The sequence below is a fragment of the Methylocapsa polymorpha genome (assembly GCF_045689225.1).
Classification (GTDB): Bacteria; Pseudomonadota; Alphaproteobacteria; order Rhizobiales; family Beijerinckiaceae; genus Methylocapsa; species Methylocapsa polymorpha.
The window spans coordinates 3,009,740-3,026,652 of sequence record NZ_CP136862.1; the positions used below are offsets into that span (position 1 = coordinate 3,009,740).

General features: G+C 63.1%; 15 protein-coding genes and 1 tRNA gene. 7 read left to right on the plus strand and 9 right to left on the minus strand.

All coding sequences use genetic code 11. The features are described 5' to 3' along the window. Window positions 1–43 precede the first annotated feature (43 nt). From RZS28_RS13920 to RZS28_RS13930, 3 genes are all read left to right on the plus strand, one after another. Entirely contained in the window at window positions 44–2,638 is a 2,595-nt protein-coding gene (locus RZS28_RS13920) for a heavy metal translocating P-type ATPase (RefSeq protein WP_407338337.1), read from the plus strand. Between the two features lie 155 nt (window positions 2,639–2,793). After that, window positions 2,794–4,386 (plus strand): bifunctional phosphoribosylaminoimidazolecarboxamide formyltransferase/IMP cyclohydrolase, encoded by a 1,593-nt coding sequence (gene purH / locus RZS28_RS13925; RefSeq protein ID WP_407338338.1) that lies wholly within the window; start codon window positions 2,794–2,796, stop codon window positions 4,384–4,386. A 146-nt stretch (window positions 4,387–4,532) separates the two neighbouring features. Continuing rightward, the gene (locus tag RZS28_RS13930) at window positions 4,533–4,817 is read left to right on the plus strand and encodes a heavy metal-binding domain-containing protein (RefSeq protein WP_407338339.1); all 285 of its coding nucleotides are present in this window, start codon (window positions 4,533–4,535) and stop codon (window positions 4,815–4,817) included. A gap of 167 nt (window positions 4,818–4,984) precedes the next feature. Here RZS28_RS13930 and RZS28_RS13935 read toward each other — a convergent pair whose 3' ends face one another. The 7 genes from RZS28_RS13935 to RZS28_RS13965 all read right to left on the minus strand — a co-directional run bounded on the left by RZS28_RS13935 (window position 4,985) and on the right by RZS28_RS13965 (window position 12,168). Continuing rightward, window positions 4,985–6,271 (minus strand): alpha/beta hydrolase, encoded by a 1,287-nt coding sequence (locus RZS28_RS13935; RefSeq protein ID WP_407338340.1) that lies wholly within the window; start codon window positions 6,269–6,271, stop codon window positions 4,985–4,987. Window positions 6,272–6,459: 188 nt separating this feature from the next. After that, the gene (locus tag RZS28_RS13940; RefSeq protein WP_407338341.1) at window positions 6,460–7,302 is read right to left on the minus strand and encodes a transglutaminase family protein; all 843 of its coding nucleotides are present in this window, start codon (window positions 7,300–7,302) and stop codon (window positions 6,460–6,462) included. Between the two features lie 294 nt (window positions 7,303–7,596). After that, window positions 7,597–8,034 carry an EamA family transporter gene (locus RZS28_RS13945; protein WP_407338342.1) on the minus strand — a complete coding sequence of 146 codons (438 nt, stop codon included), beginning with the start codon at window positions 8,032–8,034 and terminating at the stop codon, window positions 7,597–7,599. A gap of 5 nt (window positions 8,035–8,039) precedes the next feature. After that, a complete protein-coding gene (gene prfA / locus RZS28_RS13950) occupies window positions 8,040–9,113 on the minus strand; it encodes a peptide chain release factor 1 (protein WP_407338343.1) in 1,074 nt (357 codons plus the stop codon). A gap of 190 nt (window positions 9,114–9,303) precedes the next feature. Then, window positions 9,304–10,869, minus strand: a complete 1,566-nt coding sequence (ubiB, locus tag RZS28_RS13955; RefSeq protein WP_407338344.1) for a 2-polyprenylphenol 6-hydroxylase — start codon at window positions 10,867–10,869, stop codon at window positions 9,304–9,306. 9 nt (window positions 10,870–10,878) lie between these two features. Further along, window positions 10,879–11,658: a bifunctional demethylmenaquinone methyltransferase/2-methoxy-6-polyprenyl-1,4-benzoquinol methylase UbiE gene (ubiE, locus tag RZS28_RS13960; RefSeq protein WP_407338345.1), complete on the minus strand. Its 780-nt coding sequence runs from the start codon at window positions 11,656–11,658 to the stop codon at window positions 10,879–10,881. A 114-nt stretch (window positions 11,659–11,772) separates the two neighbouring features. Then, the gene (locus RZS28_RS13965) at window positions 11,773–12,168 is read right to left on the minus strand and encodes a hypothetical protein (RefSeq protein ID WP_407338346.1); all 396 of its coding nucleotides are present in this window, start codon (window positions 12,166–12,168) and stop codon (window positions 11,773–11,775) included. Between the two features lie 346 nt (window positions 12,169–12,514). Here RZS28_RS13965 and RZS28_RS13970 point away from each other — a divergent pair, with 346 nt between their 5' ends. Continuing rightward, window positions 12,515–12,712: a hypothetical protein gene (locus tag RZS28_RS13970; RefSeq protein ID WP_407338347.1), complete on the plus strand. Its 198-nt coding sequence runs from the start codon at window positions 12,515–12,517 to the stop codon at window positions 12,710–12,712. Window positions 12,713–12,847: 135 nt separating this feature from the next. On the opposite strand, the gene RZS28_RS13975 is transcribed toward RZS28_RS13970, so the two are convergent. Together RZS28_RS13975 and RZS28_RS13980 are read right to left on the minus strand one after the other, a co-directional pair. Beyond that, window positions 12,848–13,903: a lipase family protein gene (locus tag RZS28_RS13975; protein WP_407338348.1), complete on the minus strand. Its 1,056-nt coding sequence runs from the start codon at window positions 13,901–13,903 to the stop codon at window positions 12,848–12,850. A gap of 165 nt (window positions 13,904–14,068) precedes the next feature. Then, window positions 14,069–14,145 (minus strand) — tRNA-Arg (locus RZS28_RS13980). 443 nt (window positions 14,146–14,588) lie between these two features. On the opposite strand from RZS28_RS13980, the gene ffh reads away from it, so the two are divergent. From ffh to rpsP, 3 genes are all read left to right on the plus strand, one after another. After that, the gene (gene ffh / locus RZS28_RS13985) at window positions 14,589–16,202 is read left to right on the plus strand and encodes a signal recognition particle protein (protein ID WP_407338349.1); all 1,614 of its coding nucleotides are present in this window, start codon (window positions 14,589–14,591) and stop codon (window positions 16,200–16,202) included. 75 nt (window positions 16,203–16,277) lie between these two features. Further along, window positions 16,278–16,505, plus strand: coding sequence for a hypothetical protein (locus RZS28_RS13990; protein WP_407338350.1), 228 nt, complete (start codon window positions 16,278–16,280; stop codon window positions 16,503–16,505). 33 nt (window positions 16,506–16,538) lie between these two features. After that, entirely contained in the window at window positions 16,539–16,895 is a 357-nt protein-coding gene (rpsP, locus tag RZS28_RS13995) for a 30S ribosomal protein S16 (protein ID WP_407341132.1), read from the plus strand. The last annotated feature ends 18 nt before the right edge of the window (window positions 16,896–16,913 follow it).

The following is a 16,913-nucleotide window of genomic DNA, read 5'->3' on the forward strand; positions in this document are numbered from 1 at the left end:
AAGGAGCCGGGAGCCGGCTCCGCATTCGGCAAAGGATGGGTCGATGTCTTCTCTCGCCGCCGGCTCCAAAAGGGCCGCCGCCGTCACCCTTCGCGTCGAAGGCATGGCCTGCGCCTCCTGCGTGGCGCGGGTCGAGAAGGCGATCAGCGCCGCGCCCGGCGTCGCTTCCGCCGCGGTCAATCTCGCGACGAAGCGGGCCTCAGTGACGTTTTCGGGATCGCCGGACATCGAAGCGGTTGTCGCCGCGATCCGCAAAGCCGGCTATGAGACCGCGATCGAAACGGCGCGGTTCAATATCGAGAAATTGAATTGCGCCTCCTGCGTGAACCGCGCCGAGAGAGCCTTCAAAAGCGTCCCGGGCGTCGTCGAGGCTAATGTGAATCTCGCCGCCAAGACCGGGACGGTGCGATTCGTCAGCGGCGCGACGAGCCCTGAGGCTCTCGCCAAAGCCGCGTCGGCGGCGGGCTATCCCGCACGTGAGATCAAGCTGGACGCCGGATCGGATTCGAGGCCCGACGAAGGCCGGGCCGAAGCCGACAGCCTCTTTCGCGCGCTCTTCCTGGCGCTTGTCCTGACCGCGCCTGTCTTCGCGCTCGAGATGGGCGCCCATGCTATTCCCGGCGTGCATGATTTCATCATGGCGACCATAGGGATGCAGACGAGCCGGATCATCCAATTCGCCCTCACCGCGCTCGTTCTCTTCGGTCCTGGCCTGCGCTTCTTCACGGCGGGATTTCCGGCGCTCTGGCGCGGCGCCCCTGACATGAACGCGCTGGTCGCGCTCGGCTCAGGCGCGGCCTTCGCCTATTCGACCCTGGTCACTTTTGCGCCGGGCCTATTCCCGGCCGGAACCTCGCATGTCTATTTCGAATCCGCCGCCGTGATCGTGACATTGATCCTGCTCGGCCGCAGCCTCGAGGCGCGCGCCAAAGGGCGGGCCGGGGCGGCGATCGAGCGGCTGATCGGGCTCAAGCCCAAGACCGCTCGGCTGCTGCGAGACGGTTCAGTGGTCGAAGTCCCCCTTGAGGACGTCGCGGTCGGCGACATTGTTCTGGTCAAGCCCGGTGAAAAAGTGCCGGTCGACGGGCAGGTGGTCGAAGGCTCTTCTTTCGTCGACGAATCGATGCTGACCGGCGAGCCGAGGCCGGTGACCAAGGGCGTCGGCGCCAATGTGGTCGGCGGAACGATCAACACGACGGGAAGCTTTTCCTTCCGCGTCGCCAAGATCGGCGCCGACACGGTTCTGGCGCAGATCATCCGTATGGTGGAGGAAGCGCAAGGGGCCAAACTGCCGATCCAGGCGCTGGTCGACAAGGTGACCGCATGGTTCGTCCCGGCGGTGATGGCCGTGGCGGCTTTGACTTTCGCGATTTGGCTTTGGCTCGGGCCGGAGCCTTCCTTGAGCTATGCGCTGACCTTGACGGTCGCCGTGCTGATCATCGCCTGCCCCTGCGCCATGGGCCTCGCCACGCCGGTGTCGATCATGGTCGGAACCGGGCGCGCGGCTGAATTGGGCGTCCTCTTTCGCAAGGGAGACGCCTTGCAGACGCTCTCTAACATCACCGCGATTGCCCTGGACAAGACGGGCACGATCACTAAGGGCCATCCCGAACTGACCGATTTTCTCGTCGCGCCGGGGTTCGACCGCGCCGAAGTTCTGGGGCTCGTCGCCGCCGTCGAGGCGCGATCCGAACATCCGGTCGCCGTCGCCATTGTCGCCGCCGCCGAACGGGCAGGGGCTGCGCGCAAACAGGCGGTCGAGCCGGCTTCCAAGGGTTGGTGGCCATTCTCATCGCGTCGGTCGGAGGCGAATGGCAGGTCGGCGGTCAAGTTCGCCGCCAAGCCCGGCCTCGGCGTCGAAGCCGAAGTAGAAGGCCGCCACGTCGCGGTTGGCGCCGACCGGTTCATGGCGGCGAAGGGCGTTGACGTCTCCGCCTTCGCCGAGGCTGCGGCGCGGTTCGGCGAGGCGGCGAAGTCGCCCCTCTACGCCGCTATTGACGGCAAGCTTGCAGCGTTGATCGTGGTTGCGGACCCCATTGCGCCAGGCGCCAGGCAGGCTGTCGAGGCGCTGCGCGGGCAGGGGCTCGAAATCCTTATGGTCACCGGCGATAATCGGTGCGCGGCGGAAGCCATCGCCAAGGCCGTCGGGATCGAGAAGGTCGTCGCCGAAGTCCTGCCCGAAGGCAAGATCGAGGCGTTGGACCAGCTCCGCGCGCGGCATCGCGCGATCGCCTTTGTCGGCGACGGCATCAATGATGCGCCGGCGCTGGCGCGCGCCGATGTCGGCCTTGCAATCGGCAGCGGGACGGATGTCGCCATAGAGGCGGCCGATGTCGTGTTGATGAGCGGCGACCTCGCAGGCGCAGCGACGGCGGTGGCGCTGAGCCGGGTCACGATGCGCAACATCAAGCAGAATCTGTTCTGGGCCTTCGCCTATAACATCATCCTGATCCCCGTCGCGGCGGGCGCGCTTTATCCGGCTTTCGGCGTTCTTCTGTCGCCGATGTTGGCCGCCGGCGCCATGGCCTTCTCTTCGGTCTTCGTGGTCACAAATGCGCTGCGGCTGCGGCGGTTCGCGCCGCCATTGCGCGGCGGTGCTTCGGCCGAGGGGGCTCGCAGCTTGGCGCCGGCGGAATAGGGCGAAAGGCTGCACCACTCTGAGAGGATAGGAGCGGCCTGCGCTTCGTGCTAACAGGCTGTCGCAATATGTTCCCCGATCGTCTCTCGCGACGAGTCTGAGACCAGCGCGCTGGCGCGCCGCCGGGTTCACGGGCGCTTCATCAGGAAACCGTCATGCCGACCGAGCTTCGCCGCGCCTTTCGGGCGCTTATTTCCGTTTCCGACAAGACCGGCCTCGTGGGCTTCGCGCAAGGCCTCGCTGGTCTTGGAATCGAGCTGGTCTCGACCGGCGGCACGCGAAAGGCGCTCGCTGAAGCCGGCCTCGCGGTCAGGGACGTCACGGATCTCACGGGTTTCCCGGAACTGCTCGACGGGCGGGTGAAGACCCTGCATCCGAAAGTCCATGGCGGACTTCTGGCGATCCGGGAGAACCCCGAGCATGAAGCGGCGATCCTCGCCCATGGCATTGCGCCGATCGACCTTCTTGTCGTGAACCTTTATCCCTTTGAGGCGACGATCGGCAGGGGCGCCGATTTCGCCGATTGCATTGAAAATATCGACATTGGCGGCCCGGCGATGATCAGGGGCGCTGCGAAAAACTTTCGCGACGTCGCGGTCGTCGTCGATGTCGAGGATTATGGACTGGTCCTCGAAGAATTGAAGGCGCAAGGCGGCGCCACCGGCCTCGATCTGCGCCAGAAACTCGCGCAAAAGGCTTTTGCGCGCACAGCCGCGTATGACGCCATGATCTCAAATTGGCTCGCCAATGAGATTGGCGAACCAGCTCCGGCCTATCGCGCCTTCGGCGGCAAGCTTGCCGCAAGCCTGCGCTATGGCGAGAATCCGCATCAGACCGCAGCCTTTTATCATTCGCCCGAGCGTCGTTACGGGGTGGCGACCGCGCGGCAAGTCCAGGGCAAGCAGCTCTCTTACAATAATGTCGGCGACACCGACGCGGCCTTCGAGCTTATCGCCGAGTTCGATCCGCTTCGCACGGCCGCGGTCGCTATCATCAAACACGCCAATCCTTGCGGCGTCGCAGAGGCGGCGACGCTGCGCGAGGCCTATGAGCTCGCGCTTCGTTGCGATCCGGTCTCGGCGTTTGGCGGCATCATCGCGCTCAATCGCAGATTGGACGCAGAGGCGGCGGCCGAGATCGTCAAGATTTTCACCGAAGTCATCATTGCGCCTGACGCCGATGAAGACGCGATCGCGATTGTCGCAACCAAGAAAAACTTGCGTCTCCTCCTGACCGGCGGCCTGCCCGATCCGAGGGCGGCGGCCCTCGCCTATCGGCCGGTCGCGGGCGGCATGCTGGTGCAAAGCCGCGACAATGCCGTCGTCGACGACATGGATTTGCGCATAGCGACCAAGCGCCCGCCGAGCGAAGCGGAATGGCGCGATCTCAAATTCGCTTTTCGCGTCGCCAAGCATGTGAAATCCAATGCGATTGTCTACGCCAAAGGGGGCGCAACGGTCGGCATAGGCGCGGGGCAAATGAGCCGCGTCGATTCATCCAGGATCGCCGCGATGAAGGCCGCGGAAGCCGCCAAGGCTCTGGGATTGGCGGAAAGCCTGGCCAAAGGGTCCGTCGTCGCCTCGGACGCCTTCTTTCCATTCGCCGACGGCCTCCTCGCGGCGGCAGAAGCCGGAGCGACCGCCGTCATTCAGCCCGGCGGGTCCGTGCGCGACGACGAGATCGTCAAAGCCGCCGACGCAGCCGGTCTCGCGATGGTGATGACCGGAGTGCGGCATTTCCGTCACTGAGGCGAACTTTCCGGCCTGTGCGCCGCGTCACCTCCCGTTCATCTCGAACCTGCCATATTCCCATCCTAGAGGGTTGGTCCGGGCAGACGTTAAGCCATGGGAAACCTTCCAGTATTACGGATTATGGGGTTTTCGGAGGCGGGACCATGCGTATCAGCTCCACCGACATTATCGAAGGCGGACGCGTCCTTTATACGATCGGCAAGATCAAGGCCGCCTCTGCTTGGCATGCCGCGAACGGCGCCCCGCAGCAGGGCAATTGGCGCGAGCTCGCTCTGCGCGAACTCATCCGCCGGGCGGAAGACATCGACGCCGACGCAATCATCGGCCTTGATTATGAGACCGATGGCGTTCCTGTCGAAGAGACCGGCGTGCAGCTCAAGCGGATTCTCGCCACCGGCGTCGCGGTCAAGCTTTCCTGCGCGGCATAAAGCGCCCCGCCTAGTTCAAGGTTGGCAGGCGCCAGCCTTGTGATTCGGTCCGGTTTCTTCTCGATCGGACGATTGCCCCCAACCCCTCAACAGAACTGCGACCGGCCGCGCGTCATGCTAGCCGGCATTGCGGTTTGGCGTCGCTGCCGCGATCTTCGCATAGGCTGCTATCGGGCCGCTGGGACGCCGCGAAGGGATTCGCCGAGGGCGTCCGCCTGATCGCTCAAATGTTCGCGGGTCAGCGGATCCACAATGGCGACCGGCGCCGAGACGATGAGGCTCGCGGCGTTGCCGACGGTTGACGCCGCGCCGGTTGTCGTCAGCATGATGCTTTCGCCGAGGCCCACCCTTGAATCGGTCAATGTCTGGCCGCTCGCGAGGCTTTGGCCGATAAGCTCGACCACCTTCGGATTGTCCGAGAATTTACCATGATTCAATTCGTCGGTTGAGCGGAAGGTCGTGAGGTTGACGACATTGATCCTTTCGCGCGCAAGGTCGCTCTTATAGGGCTCGACGTTGGGATCGATCGAGCCGAGCCTGGGACCGCCCCATAGTTTGCGTGAGAGCGCAAGGGCGCGATCGTCCTCCGAGACGAATAACGTGAAGTTCGGCCGTTGCGGCCCCATGGTCGCGATCTGCTCGCGCGCGAGATCGACATCGACGTCGGGCGCCGCAAGAAGGACGGCGCGGATCTTCTCCGCCACCTTGCCGTCGCGGATCGCCATCTGCCGCAAGGCTTCGAGCGTCACCCAATTGCCCATCGAATGCGCGAGGATCGACACTTCGCCGACTTTTGGATCTTTCGCAAGCGCGCGCAGAAGCGCCTCGAGCGCGTCGCGGGAGTAGCTCGCGCTTTCCCGGTCATAGCCATAGGCGAGGACGCTGCCCTTCGAGGGCCAGGTGAAGAGAACGGGCGCCACGTCGGCGCCCGAGTCATGGACGAATTGCGCGAAGCGGAAGACCGCGTCCTCGAAGCGATTATTGAATCCATGGACGAAAACGAGCGCCTGCCGCTTGGGCGCGTTTTGGACAAGCGTGTGGAACAAGGCCAGCGCCTGCTGCCTGTCGATGATGTCGGCTTTGCGGGTCACGAAATCCGTCGCCGGATTGCCGGGAACTTGCTGCGGCCATTGAACCTCGCCGATGCGGCGCGCCCCATCCGGCGGAATTGACACGATGATGTCGGCGAAGGCCGGCGAAATGGCCCGCGCGCCGGAGAACATTTCAGCCGGCGAACTGGCTTTCAGCCTTGTCGTCGCGACCACCATTTCAACCTGGCTGGTCCCCGGAGCGCCTTCGGCGACGGGGACGAGAAAGCCTTTGATATTGCTGGAGCAGGCGGCGAGGCTCAAAGTCGACAGCACGACCGCGAGAACGCCGCCGAGGCGCCGGCCCGAGACAGGCCCGCGCCTTGGAGGGCGGATGCGAATTTGGCCTAGCCTGTTTCCGGACAAGATTTGACCCAATGTCGGCTAACGCGTCGGATTCCGTTGGGGATTGGAACCAGACCGTGACTTTATTAGGTCCAAATCGTCAAGATGCGATGAAGGAGAATGCCGATCCAACGGAGAAAGTGGTCAGCTCGCCGTCTGAAATAACGCCGCAGTTCGCCGGTCGTGGCGGCCGAGGGAGGCGGTGGGGTTCAAGCGCTGCGGCGCTTGAGGTCCTGCAGAGTGGCCGCGTCCACTTCGTCCGTCCAGACGCGGAAAGTCTTCAATGTGTGCGGACCGAAAGAGGTCGCGAGCGGGATATCCGTCGCGTCACGTCCGCGGGCGACGGTGATGCGGCCGATGCGCGGCGTATTGTGGCGCGCGTCGAAGGTGAACCAGCGTCCGTCGAGAAAGACTTCGAACCAGGCGTTGTAGTCCATTGGGGCCGGGTCCGGCGGCACGCCAATGTCGCCCAAAAATCCATTCGCGTAACGCGCCGGAATATTCATGCAGCGGCAGAAGGCCACGGCGAGATGGGCGAAATCCCGGCAGACGCCGATGCGCTCCTGATAGGCGTCAAAAGCGGTGCGGGTGGCGCGCGCATGCTCGTAGCCGAAGGTCAAATGACCATAGACGAAGTCGCAGATCGCTTGAACGCGGCGCCAGCCGCGCGGGCTCGATCCGAAATGGAGCCAGGCGATATCGGCGAGCTTGTCGGTTTCGCAATAGCGGCTGCCGAGCAGAAACACCAAAGCATCGTTGGGCAATTGTTCGACCGGGACCTCTCTCGCGTCCAGTTCCACCGGATCGGGCAGGCCGCTGTCCTCGATGACGGCGTCGGACGTAATCGTCAGGTCGCCGGTCGGCGCGATGAACCTCCGCACCGTATTGCCGAAGGTGTCGAGATAGGTCGTTGTGGGTATCGGCGGGATCGTCGCCGGCGGGATCTCGTAGCGCAACTCCTGCGAACGTTCGCGATGCGCGTCGAGGAGGCAGACCATCAATGTCGGCTGCGGACAATTGAACGCCAATTCATAGCCGTATCGTATGAGCATGATTTGATTCCGACTTCTTTGCGTGAAGGCCCCCGCGCCGCCAACCGGCTCGCATCGGCTGTTGCTCAAAACATGATCTGCGGAACTGCCCTCGCATCAGATCATGTCCGCTCACGGCCTAAACGCGAGTCTTCCAATTCGAATTGACCGGATTTCGCTCTCTTCGCTCCAAAAAGACGCGGCTACGCCGAGATTTCGTGGAGGGCTAAGCAGCCTCGGCGCTTCTTGCGAGGGCCTGCTCGTTGACGGAGACATGGCTAACCATCGATGGCCGGTTTGGTTCCTTCTAAGGGGTCAGCCCTTGTAGGCGACGAGCAAGGCCCCGCAGGCGATCAGAAGAACGCCGAGCCAATTCGGGGTCGAGAGACGCTCCCCTAAAAAGGCGACGCCGAAGACTGCGACGAGGACGGTCGAAAGCTTGTCGATCGGCGCGACCCGCGCGGCGTCGCCGAGCTTTAGCGCGCGGAAATAGCAGAGCCAGGATGCGCCGGTCGCGAGCCCAGAAAGAGCCAGAAACAGATAGGTTCGCCCCGAGATGACGTCCAGCGGCTGATATTGTTTCGTCGCGGCGAGGATCGCGGCGACGACGGCCAGAATGACGATCGTGCGAATGAAGGTCGCGAAATCGGAATTGACGTTTTCGACCCCGACCTTGGCGAATATCGCCGTCAGCGCCGCAAAGCTCGCCGAGGCCAAGGCCCAAAACTGCCAGGATGCGAGCCAAAGCCTCACAGTGCTCAGCTCTCGCTGGCGGCGAGGAGCTGCGCCTGATGATGGGTGACGAGCGCGTCGATCACTTCGTCCAGCGCCTCTCCGGTCATTACCTTGTCGAGCTTGTAGAGCGTCAGATTGATCCGATGATCGGTGAGGCGCCCTTGCGGGAAATTATAGGTGCGGATCCGCTCCGAGCGGTCGCCGGAGCCGACTTGGCTGCGCCGGTCAGCGGAGCGTTCGGCGTCGAGCCTCTGGCGCTCCATGTCATAGATGCGGGCGCGCAGAAGCGCCATGGCGCGGGCCCTGTTCTTGTGCTGCGAGCGCTCGTCCTGAACGAAGATGATGGTTCCCGTCGGAATATGCGTGATGCGGATCGCGGACTCGGTCTTGTTGACGTGCTGGCCGCCGGCCCCTTGCGCCCGCATCGTGTCGATCTTCAGATCCGCGTCATTGATGTCGACGTCGACGTCCTCCGCTTCGGGCAGAACCGCGACGGTCGCGGCCGAGGTATGGATGCGGCCCTGCGTCTCGGTGTCTGGCACGCGCTGCACCCGATGCGCGCCGGATTCGAATTTCAGCCGCGCGAAGACGCCGCGCCCGGCTATCTCGGCGATGATTTCCTTATATCCCCCGGCGGTTCCCTCGCTCGCCGACATGATCTCGACGCGCCAGCCCTTGCTTTCCGCGTAGCGCTGATACATGCGGAAAAGATCGCCCGCGAAAAGCGCGGCCTCGTCGCCGCCGGTTCCCGCGCGGATTTCGAGAATGGCGCTTTTTTCGTCCGCCGCGTCCTTGGGCAGGAGCGAGACCTTCAGATTTTGCTCGAGCTCCGAGAGCCTCGCCTGGGCGTCCCGCAATTCCTCTTCGGCGAGGCCGCGCATTTCCGCGTCGGTCGCCGGATCGGCCAGCATCGCCTCAAGGCCGGCGAGTTCCTGCTCCTGCGTGCGAAAATCGCGAATGGCTTTGGCGACATCCTCGAGCCCGGCGAGCTCGCGCGACAAGGCGACGTAAACCGAGGCCTCCGGCGCCTCGGCGAGGCGGGCCGAGATTTCCTCGTGGCGGCGCAGGATGAGATCGAGCTTGTCTTGCGGCAGCATGGTCCAGGCGTCAGACGGAAAGAGAAAACGAAAGGGCGAAGATGAGGGGGATCGCTCTATGTCGAAACGATCATGCGCCGTCTTTGCTAGGCTCGGAGCAAAATCTTTTCCGAAACGTCCGCGCCTATTCGCAAAGCATTCTCTAGCGCATTTCGCGAACAGATGGAACGATGCGATGGAGCGGCGGAGTTCAGTGCAAAAAGTGCAATAGAATGAGTCCGGCGATGATCCAGAGCGCGATATGCCCCAAGCGCGCCCCGCGCGCCTCCGCTTCCCCGATTTTTCCGATCGCGCTTTCGGAGAGCTCGAACCCGTCTTCGGCCATGGCTTCGAGACGGTTCACGATATTTTCGGCGCGGACGAGAGCCAAAGGCAGATTGGCGGCGAAACGCGCGAGCGTAGAGGCGGCGCGGCCGGCGTCCTGCAACTTGCCGAAAGGGCCGAGGTTCTCCTCAATCCAGGCGCGGACCACGGGTTCCGAGGTCGACCACATATCGAGCTTGGGGTCGAGCGTGCGCCCCACGCCCTCGACGACGACCATGGTCTTTTGCAGAAGGACAAGCTCGATCCGCGTCTTCATGTCGAAAAGGGCGGTGACCTCGAAGAGCAGCGTCAGAAGCTTCGCCATGGAAATCTGATCGGCCGTGCGCGAATGAATAGGCTCGCCGATCGCGCGAATGGCTTGCGCGAAATCCTCGACCTTATGGATGCGCGGCACATAGCCGGCTTCGAAATGCACCTCGGCGACACGGCGATAGTCGCGCATGATGAAGCCATAGAGGATTTCGGCGAGAAACCGCCGTTCGTTGAAGCCGAGGCGCCCCATAATGCCGAAATCGACGGCCGTCAGCCGGCCTTGCGAATCGGCGAACAGATTGCCTTGGTGCATGTCGGCGTGGAAAAACCCGTCGCGCATCGCGTGGCGCAGGAAAGATTGAATGACGACGCGGCCGAGGTCCGGCAAATCATAGCCTTTGCTGGCGAGCGCCGGTATGTCCGACAGAGGCGTCCCATCGATCCATTCGAGGGTGAGCACCTCTTTCTCGGTCCGCTCCCAGTCGATGCGCGGCACGCGGAAGTCGAGATCCTTTTCGACATTCTCGGCGAATTCGGACGCGGCGGCGGCTTCGAGCCGGAAGTCCATCTCCATCTTGACCGAGCGGGCCAGCGTGTCGACGACTTCGACAGGCTTCAAGCGCCGGGCCTCGTAGATCCATCGCTCGGCGAGATGGGCGGCGAAATACATGTCGCCGAGGTCGCGGCGGAAGCGCCGCTCGACTCCCGGACGCAGCACCTTGACGGCGACGTCGCGCTCGCCATTGACGTCCTTCACCCGCGCCTTATGGACCTGGGCGATCGAAGCCGCCGCGACCGGCTCGCCAAACTCGATGAAAATGGTTTTGAGCGGCTGGCCGAAGGCGGCCTCGACCGTGGCGATCGCGACCTCGCGCGGAAACGGCGCCATCCGGTCCTGTAGAAGCTCAAGATGCTTGACGACGTCCGCGCCGACCACGTCGGGACGCGTCGCAAGGAACTGGCCGAGCTTGACATAGGAGGGCCCAAGCCGGCCGATCGCGCTTGGAAGATTGGCGAGGCCTGGACTGGCGACGCCTCTGGAGAGGAGCTTCGCTAGCGCCAGCGGCAGCCGCGCGGAGGGCGGCAGGAGCGATGGGTCGATGTCGCTGAAGACGCCGGCGCGCGCCAGCACGAAACCGGCGCGCGCGAGGCGCGGGAGAGAGCCTAAGGAGAACCGCACGAATCCCGCCTAAAGCTTCCAGCCGGAATGGATGGCGACAATTCCGCCGGTCAGCCTCGTGAAGGCGGCGCGCTCGAGTCCCGCCGCTGCGATCTTGGCGCGAAAGCTCTCGGCGTCGGGAAAGCCGGCAATCGATTCGACGAGATAGCGGTAGGAGTCCGCGTCGCCCGTCACCAGCCGGCCGAGCAGGGGGATCGCCCGAAAGGAATAGACCTCATAGAGCCGGTCCAGAACGGGCATTTCGACATTTGAGAATTCGAGGCAGAGGAATTGGCCGCCGCGCTTCAGGACCCGGCGGGCCTCGGCGAGCGCCTGATCGATCCGCGGCACATTGCGGATGCCGAAGGCGATCGTGTAGGCGTCGAAACTATTGTCGGCGAAAGGCAGGACTTCGGCGTTCGCCTCGACGAAATCGAGTTTCGCCTCGAAACGACGCTTGGCGGCGCGCTGGCGTCCGACCTCCAGCATGTCGGCGTTGATGTCGAGCACGGTAATCTCGGTGCGGCGCGAACCCGCCTTCGCGATTCGAAAGGCGATGTCGCCCGTGCCCCCGGCGACGTCAAGATGACGAAACCGGGTTTGCCGCGACGGCTTGACCCGCGCCGCGAAAATATCTTTCCAGACCCGATGGAGGCCCGCCGACATCAGATCGTTCATGAGGTCGTAGCGTGAAGCGACCTTGTGGAAAACCTCGTCGACCCGCGCCTGCTTGTCTCGAAGCGGAACGCGGGAAAAGCCGAAATGGGTCTCTTCCGCCGCGGTGTTGAATGTTCGATCTGGCCCGGTCATTGGTTCTCCTCGGAGCCGACCATATAGCCCGGGACGCGCGCCATGGCTACGCCATGCGGGGGAGTTGGTTTTTGCTCGACCCGCGCCGGATCGTCGAGGCTCGGCCGGCAAAAGTTAATTTCGAAGGTTTGCCGGCGAATCCAGCGGATTTGGCGCCGGCGGCGCTCTTTCCAAGACAGTCACGCCTTCGCTGCTGGAGTCGATGAGGTCAATCCGATTGGGGGTCTCGGCCATCAGCGTCGCCGTGTACGTCCTGCCGTCATCCATCTTCACCCATAGCGTTCCAAAATAATCGATCGAGTAGACGCCGCCTCCCGACGCGCCCGGTTGGGCGGGACCGGAGAAGCTTGCAATCGTCTTGTCGGGCCGAAACACGATCCGCCAGGGCTTGCCGGCGGCTTGCCATTCCCCGACGATTGGGATGGTCTTGATGGTGACGGCGCCGATAAGCTGGCGCGCGCCCATGGCGATGAGCCCAAGGGCGCCGACGACGCCGAAAATTACGATCATTCGGTTGATCGGCAACCCCTTGGAATTGTCTGGTCGAGTCGATGGTGAGCTCATTGCCGTCTCTCAGCAGCTCGAGTGGGAGAGGAGCGCATATATGGATCACGGGCAAGCGCAGCTCAAGGGCGCCGATCGTCGTGATTGACGATCCGACGATCCAATGGGAAACGGCGTCCGACCGGAAGCCGCTCCTTGCAAAAAATAAAGTCCCGGCATTCTTAAGCATGGCGTAGATTGCATCGCCATGGATTGAATTGGACCATGGTAGACGGTCGGCCGGGTTATCGGGTGGCGGGGCAGTTTGGGCTCGCCGGGTCAAGCAAGCTTAAACATAAGTGGAGATCTTTTCATGCCGCAGTTTCAGCGCCAGTCTCCGGTCCCGCCAAATTCGCCTTGGTGGCGCCCGTATTGGGACAGCTTCAAGAAGAATTTTCTGGATCGTTTCAATACGCAAGGCGATTGGCTGGTTTTTGGGCTCGTGGCGCTCGCCGTCCTTTGGCTCTCGATCCGGGTCATTGGGCTCTTGCGCAAGCTGCTTGGCTGGTGATCGGCGCCTCTTGAGCTTCGGTGGCGATCCGTGTCGGGGACAGGATATTTGAGGGTGTCGACATATCCTGCTCCCTTTTCGATTAACGTGAGCGCGGCGCGGAATTTATCACGAAAGCCGCGCTAGAATTTCAGCCTATTCGCGCGCGCCGACGTTGATGGTGATGTTGATAGTGACGGGACCGGCCGGAATGGATAGGGTTGTAGGAGCAGGCGCCGCCGCCCGCGCGAGCTCTGGCGCAGCCGGGCGGGCGACGAGGGCGGTCGCCGCCGCCAGTTCCGGTAGTTGACAGGCAGCGCTGGGCTGTAGCTTAGGGTCGATCAAGCTGAGATATGTCGTCAACGCATGCCAGCACGCCGGCGAAGGCCAAACCTTCAGCAACGAATCATATTGTTGCAACGTATCGACATGGGTGAAGCCCAGCGGAACATAGGGGACGAGGTCCGGCAAATTGTCGATCCGCCACGACGTTAGATGCAGCGCGTTAAACGCGCGAGCGAATGTTAAGTCTCCAACGCGCGGCGATGCGAACGTGTAGATTGTCGGGTTGTGGATGCGCTCGTTATATGCGTTGTCCAGCACGTAAAGGGTTGCGAGCGCTGCGCCGAGGCTGTGGGCGGTGACGGCGATCGAGGTGGATGGGGTTGCGGCTTCGGCCCGTTGGGGGGCCACGGCGCGACGGTTCACCAACGCGGCCACCTGTTGGGAAAATCCCCCGGCGGACTTGAGCGATTGAGGCTCCGCGGATTCCGCAGCGGCGGCGCCGGTGGGGTTGGCGATGACCTCGAGCGTGTCGTAAATGCGCGCAAAGCCTGCGCCAACCAACCCGGTCCCCAAGTCCTTGAACGGCACAAGGACGATTGCGTTCAAGTCGTCCCACCATTCGACCCAGCTCGATGTTCCGCGAATGGCCAGGATGAACTGGTTGGGATCAGCCTCGCTTTGGGCGATAAAGCCGTAAAAGGTCGGGCCTGTGCTCTCGAAGATGAAGTCCTGCATGAGGACCCAGGCGGCGAGGTGATAACCGCTTGGAAAATCGGAAGATCGAGGCGGCCTTAGATTGTTCGGGTTGGCGTTGTACATTGTGTAGGCCGCCTCGACGAACTGGCCATAGAGGACCGCCGTGGCGGGATTGTATGGATCGCTCTTGTGCGATGGGTCAGGTGGAATCTGATGAGGTTCTTGCGTCATCGTCGCAACTCCCGTTTGGCCGGCCTGTCCTCTGGAGGCGCCGGCGTTAGGTCGAGGGTGGAGAAGTTTTGCGGCCGGCCAAAAGGCAAACGCGACGCGCCGCTTACACAGACGAATGCTATAATTAGAATGATCTTGTCGAAACGGCTAAACGTCTAATTGTGCTGGCGTCCCGGAAGGGATTCGAACCCCTGACCTACGGTTTAGGAAACCGTTGCTCTATCCTGCTGAGCTACCGGGACCTGTCGCCCGCGCCGGCCGCCGACCCCGGCGGCTGAGCCGTTCACGTATTCGCGCTTCGATTTAGCATGTTCGCGGGCTCCGGCAAACGGGGGTTCGCCCCCGGGTTCCGAATTGCCGAGCGCGCCCGCTTCCTTGACTTTTCGGGATCAGGGCGCTTAAGAAACATTTGGACCTTTCGCTAGAGGTCTTCTATTGCAATCGAGCCGCCTTGTCCTTCGAGGCAAGCGGTGAACGCTCGGCAGCGCGTTGCGCCCCCGGGCGCGTTTGGCGTTGACTGTTTCGGCTTCGGGCTTCGTGCGGAAAAACATCCCGCGCGGAAAATCGGCCGCGGCGGGCGGCGGAGCCGGCGGTTTCATACTATGTTAGGGAGGGAGATTCCCCTCACTTGGCCGCAGCTGCGGCCGCCCTCTGCCAGCAGAGGGGTTGCGACAGGACAAGGCGCATGTTCGAAGGGCTTTCGGAAAAGCTCTCTGGTATTTTCGATACGCTGACGCGGCGCGGCGCGCTTTCCGACGCCGACGTGAACGTCGCTCTTCGCGAGGTCCGCCGCGCGCTTCTCGAAGCGGATGTCGCGCTCGACGTCGTGCGCTCCTTCGTCGATAAGGTGCGCGCGCGCGCTGTCGGCGCCAATGTCATCAAATCGGTGACGCCCGGCCAGATGGTGGTCAAGATCGTCAATGACGTCTTGATCGAGACCCTAGGGGCGGAAGCGGAGCCAATCAATCTCGACGCCGCGCCTCCGGTTGCGATCATGATGGTCGGCCTGCAAGGCGCCGGCAAGACGACGACCACGGCGAAGATTGCGAAGCGCCTCACGGAAAAGATGAAGCGCAAGGTCTTGATGGCCTCGCTCGACGTGAAGCGGCCAGCCGCGCAGGAGCAGCTCGCCGTGCTCGGACGCCAGGTCGGCGTCGATACGCTGCCGGTAATCGCGGGCCAGACGCCGGTGCAGATCGCCAAGCGCGCCGAACAGGCGGCGCGCCTGCAAGGCTATGATGTCGTCATGCTCGACACGGCCGGCCGCACTCATATCGACGAAGCGTTGATGGCCGAGATGGTCGAGATCAAGGCGGCCTCCGGCCCGCATGAGATCCTTCTCATCGCCGACAGTCTCACCGGCCAGGACGCGGTCAATCTCGCCAAAAGCTTCGACGAGCGGGTCGGCATCACCGGCATCGTGCTGACGCGGGTCGATGGCGACGGGCGCGGCGGCGCGGCGCTCTCCATGCGCGCGGTCACCGGCAAGCCGATCAAGCTTCTCGGCGCCGGCGAGAAAATGGACGCGCTGGAGGATTTCCATCCGGCCCGCATCGCCAATCGCATTCTCGGCATGGGCGACATAGTTTCGCTGGTCGAAAAAGCCGCCGAGTCAATCGATGCGGAAAAAGCGCAGCGCATCGCCGAGAAGATGCGCAAGGGCAAGTTCGACCTCGAAGACCTCTCCGACCAGCTTGCGCAAGTCGAGAAGATCGGCGGCCTCGGCGGCATCATGGGCATGCTGCCGGGCGTCGGCAAGATGAAGGAGCAACTCGCCTCCGCCAATATCGACGATCGCGTCATCAAGCGTCAGCGCGCCATAATTTCATCGATGACGCGCGAGGAGCGGCGCACCCCGGACATCCTCAAGGCTTCGCGCAAAAGACGGATCGCCGCCGGGTCGGGGGTCAAGGTCGAGGACGTGAACAAGCTGTTGAAGCAGCATCGCCAGATGGCCGATATGATGAAGTCCATGGGCGGGGCCAACAAACGCGGCGGCGCGATGGGCAAGATGGCCTCGATGTTCGGCCTTCCCGGCGGAAATTCGCTCGCCGGCATGCCGCAGCCGACGCCGGACCAGATCGCCGCTTTGCAAAAACAGCTCGGGCAAAAGCAAGTTGCGTCCGGTCACGGGGGGGCTGCCAAGGCGCCTCCAAAGCCGCCGTCGGGCCTGCCCGTCGGTACGCCTCCCGGCATTCTGGCCAATCCCCCGAAATTGCCCGGTCTCGGCGGCGAGAAGCTGCCTGGCCTTGGCGGCGGATTGCTGAGCGGGCTCAATCCCTTCGGGAAGAAGAAGTAGTTTGCGTGATCAGAGACCCATTCATAACCGAACGACCGCAAGCGCGCCGTTGAGCAGTCTGGAAAGCGTTCAAACATGGCTGAAACGGATAATCTCGTGCTCGAACATCTGCGCCATATTCGCGGGCAGCTCGATCGCATGGAAAACCGGTTGGACGACGTCACCACGCGGCTGGGTCATGTTGAACGTTCGGTAGCGGAACACTCAGTGCAGCTGGCGGAAATCAATGCCAAGCTCGATCGCCTGGACGCGCGCGTAACCCGCATCGAAAAGCGGCTCGATCTCGTAGAAGTCAGCAATTAATCCAAACTCAAATCCGACGAAAAGGAACTTATGATGCCCCTTAAAATTCGTTTGTCGCGCGGCGGCGCCAAGAAGCGGCCGTTCTATCGCGTTGTGGTCGCCGATTCGCGCATGCCGCGCGATGGTCGGTTCATCGAGCGCCTCGGCGTCTTTGATCCGCTGAAAGCAAAGGACGCCGCCGACCGGCTCGTGCTCGATCAGGAGAAGGCGAAGGCCTGGATCGCCAAGGGGGCCCAGCCGACTGACCGCGTGGCCCGGCTGCTCGACGGTCTCGGCGTCTTGAAGCGGGAGCCGCAAAGCAATCCGAAGCAGGGCTTGCCAAAGAAAAAGGCGCAGGAACGCGCCGCAGCCGCTGCGGCGGCCGCGGAAAAGGCCGCGGCGGCGAGCTGAGCAGCGGGGAGGCTCGCG

Excerpts from the sequence above, each read along its gene's own strand:
- ffh (WP_407338349.1), top strand. The coding sequence starts at position 14,589 with ATGTTCGAAGGGCTTTCGGAAAAGCTCTCTGGTATTTTCGATACGCTG.
- RZS28_RS13970 (WP_407338347.1), top strand. The coding sequence starts at position 12,515 with ATGCCGCAGTTTCAGCGCCAGTCTCCGGTCCCGCCAAATTCGCCTTGG.
- purH (WP_407338338.1), top strand. The coding sequence starts at position 2,794 with ATGCCGACCGAGCTTCGCCGCGCCTTTCGGGCGCTTATTTCCGTTTCC.
- RZS28_RS13930 (WP_407338339.1), top strand. The coding sequence starts at position 4,533 with ATGCGTATCAGCTCCACCGACATTATCGAAGGCGGACGCGTCCTTTAT.
- RZS28_RS13920 (WP_407338337.1), top strand. The coding sequence starts at position 44 with ATGTCTTCTCTCGCCGCCGGCTCCAAAAGGGCCGCCGCCGTCACCCTT.
- prfA (WP_407338343.1), bottom strand. The coding sequence starts at position 9,113 with ATGCTGCCGCAAGACAAGCTCGATCTCATCCTGCGCCGCCACGAGGAA.
- RZS28_RS13975 (WP_407338348.1), bottom strand. The coding sequence starts at position 13,903 with ATGACGCAAGAACCTCATCAGATTCCACCTGACCCATCGCACAAGAGC.
- rpsP (WP_407341132.1), top strand. The coding sequence starts at position 16,539 with ATGCCCCTTAAAATTCGTTTGTCGCGCGGCGGCGCCAAGAAGCGGCCG.
- RZS28_RS13990 (WP_407338350.1), top strand. The coding sequence starts at position 16,278 with ATGGCTGAAACGGATAATCTCGTGCTCGAACATCTGCGCCATATTCGC.
- ubiE (WP_407338345.1), bottom strand. The coding sequence starts at position 11,658 with ATGACCGGGCCAGATCGAACATTCAACACCGCGGCGGAAGAGACCCAT.
- RZS28_RS13965 (WP_407338346.1), bottom strand. The coding sequence starts at position 12,168 with ATGATCGTAATTTTCGGCGTCGTCGGCGCCCTTGGGCTCATCGCCATG.
- RZS28_RS13940 (WP_407338341.1), bottom strand. The coding sequence starts at position 7,302 with ATGCTCATACGATACGGCTATGAATTGGCGTTCAATTGTCCGCAGCCG.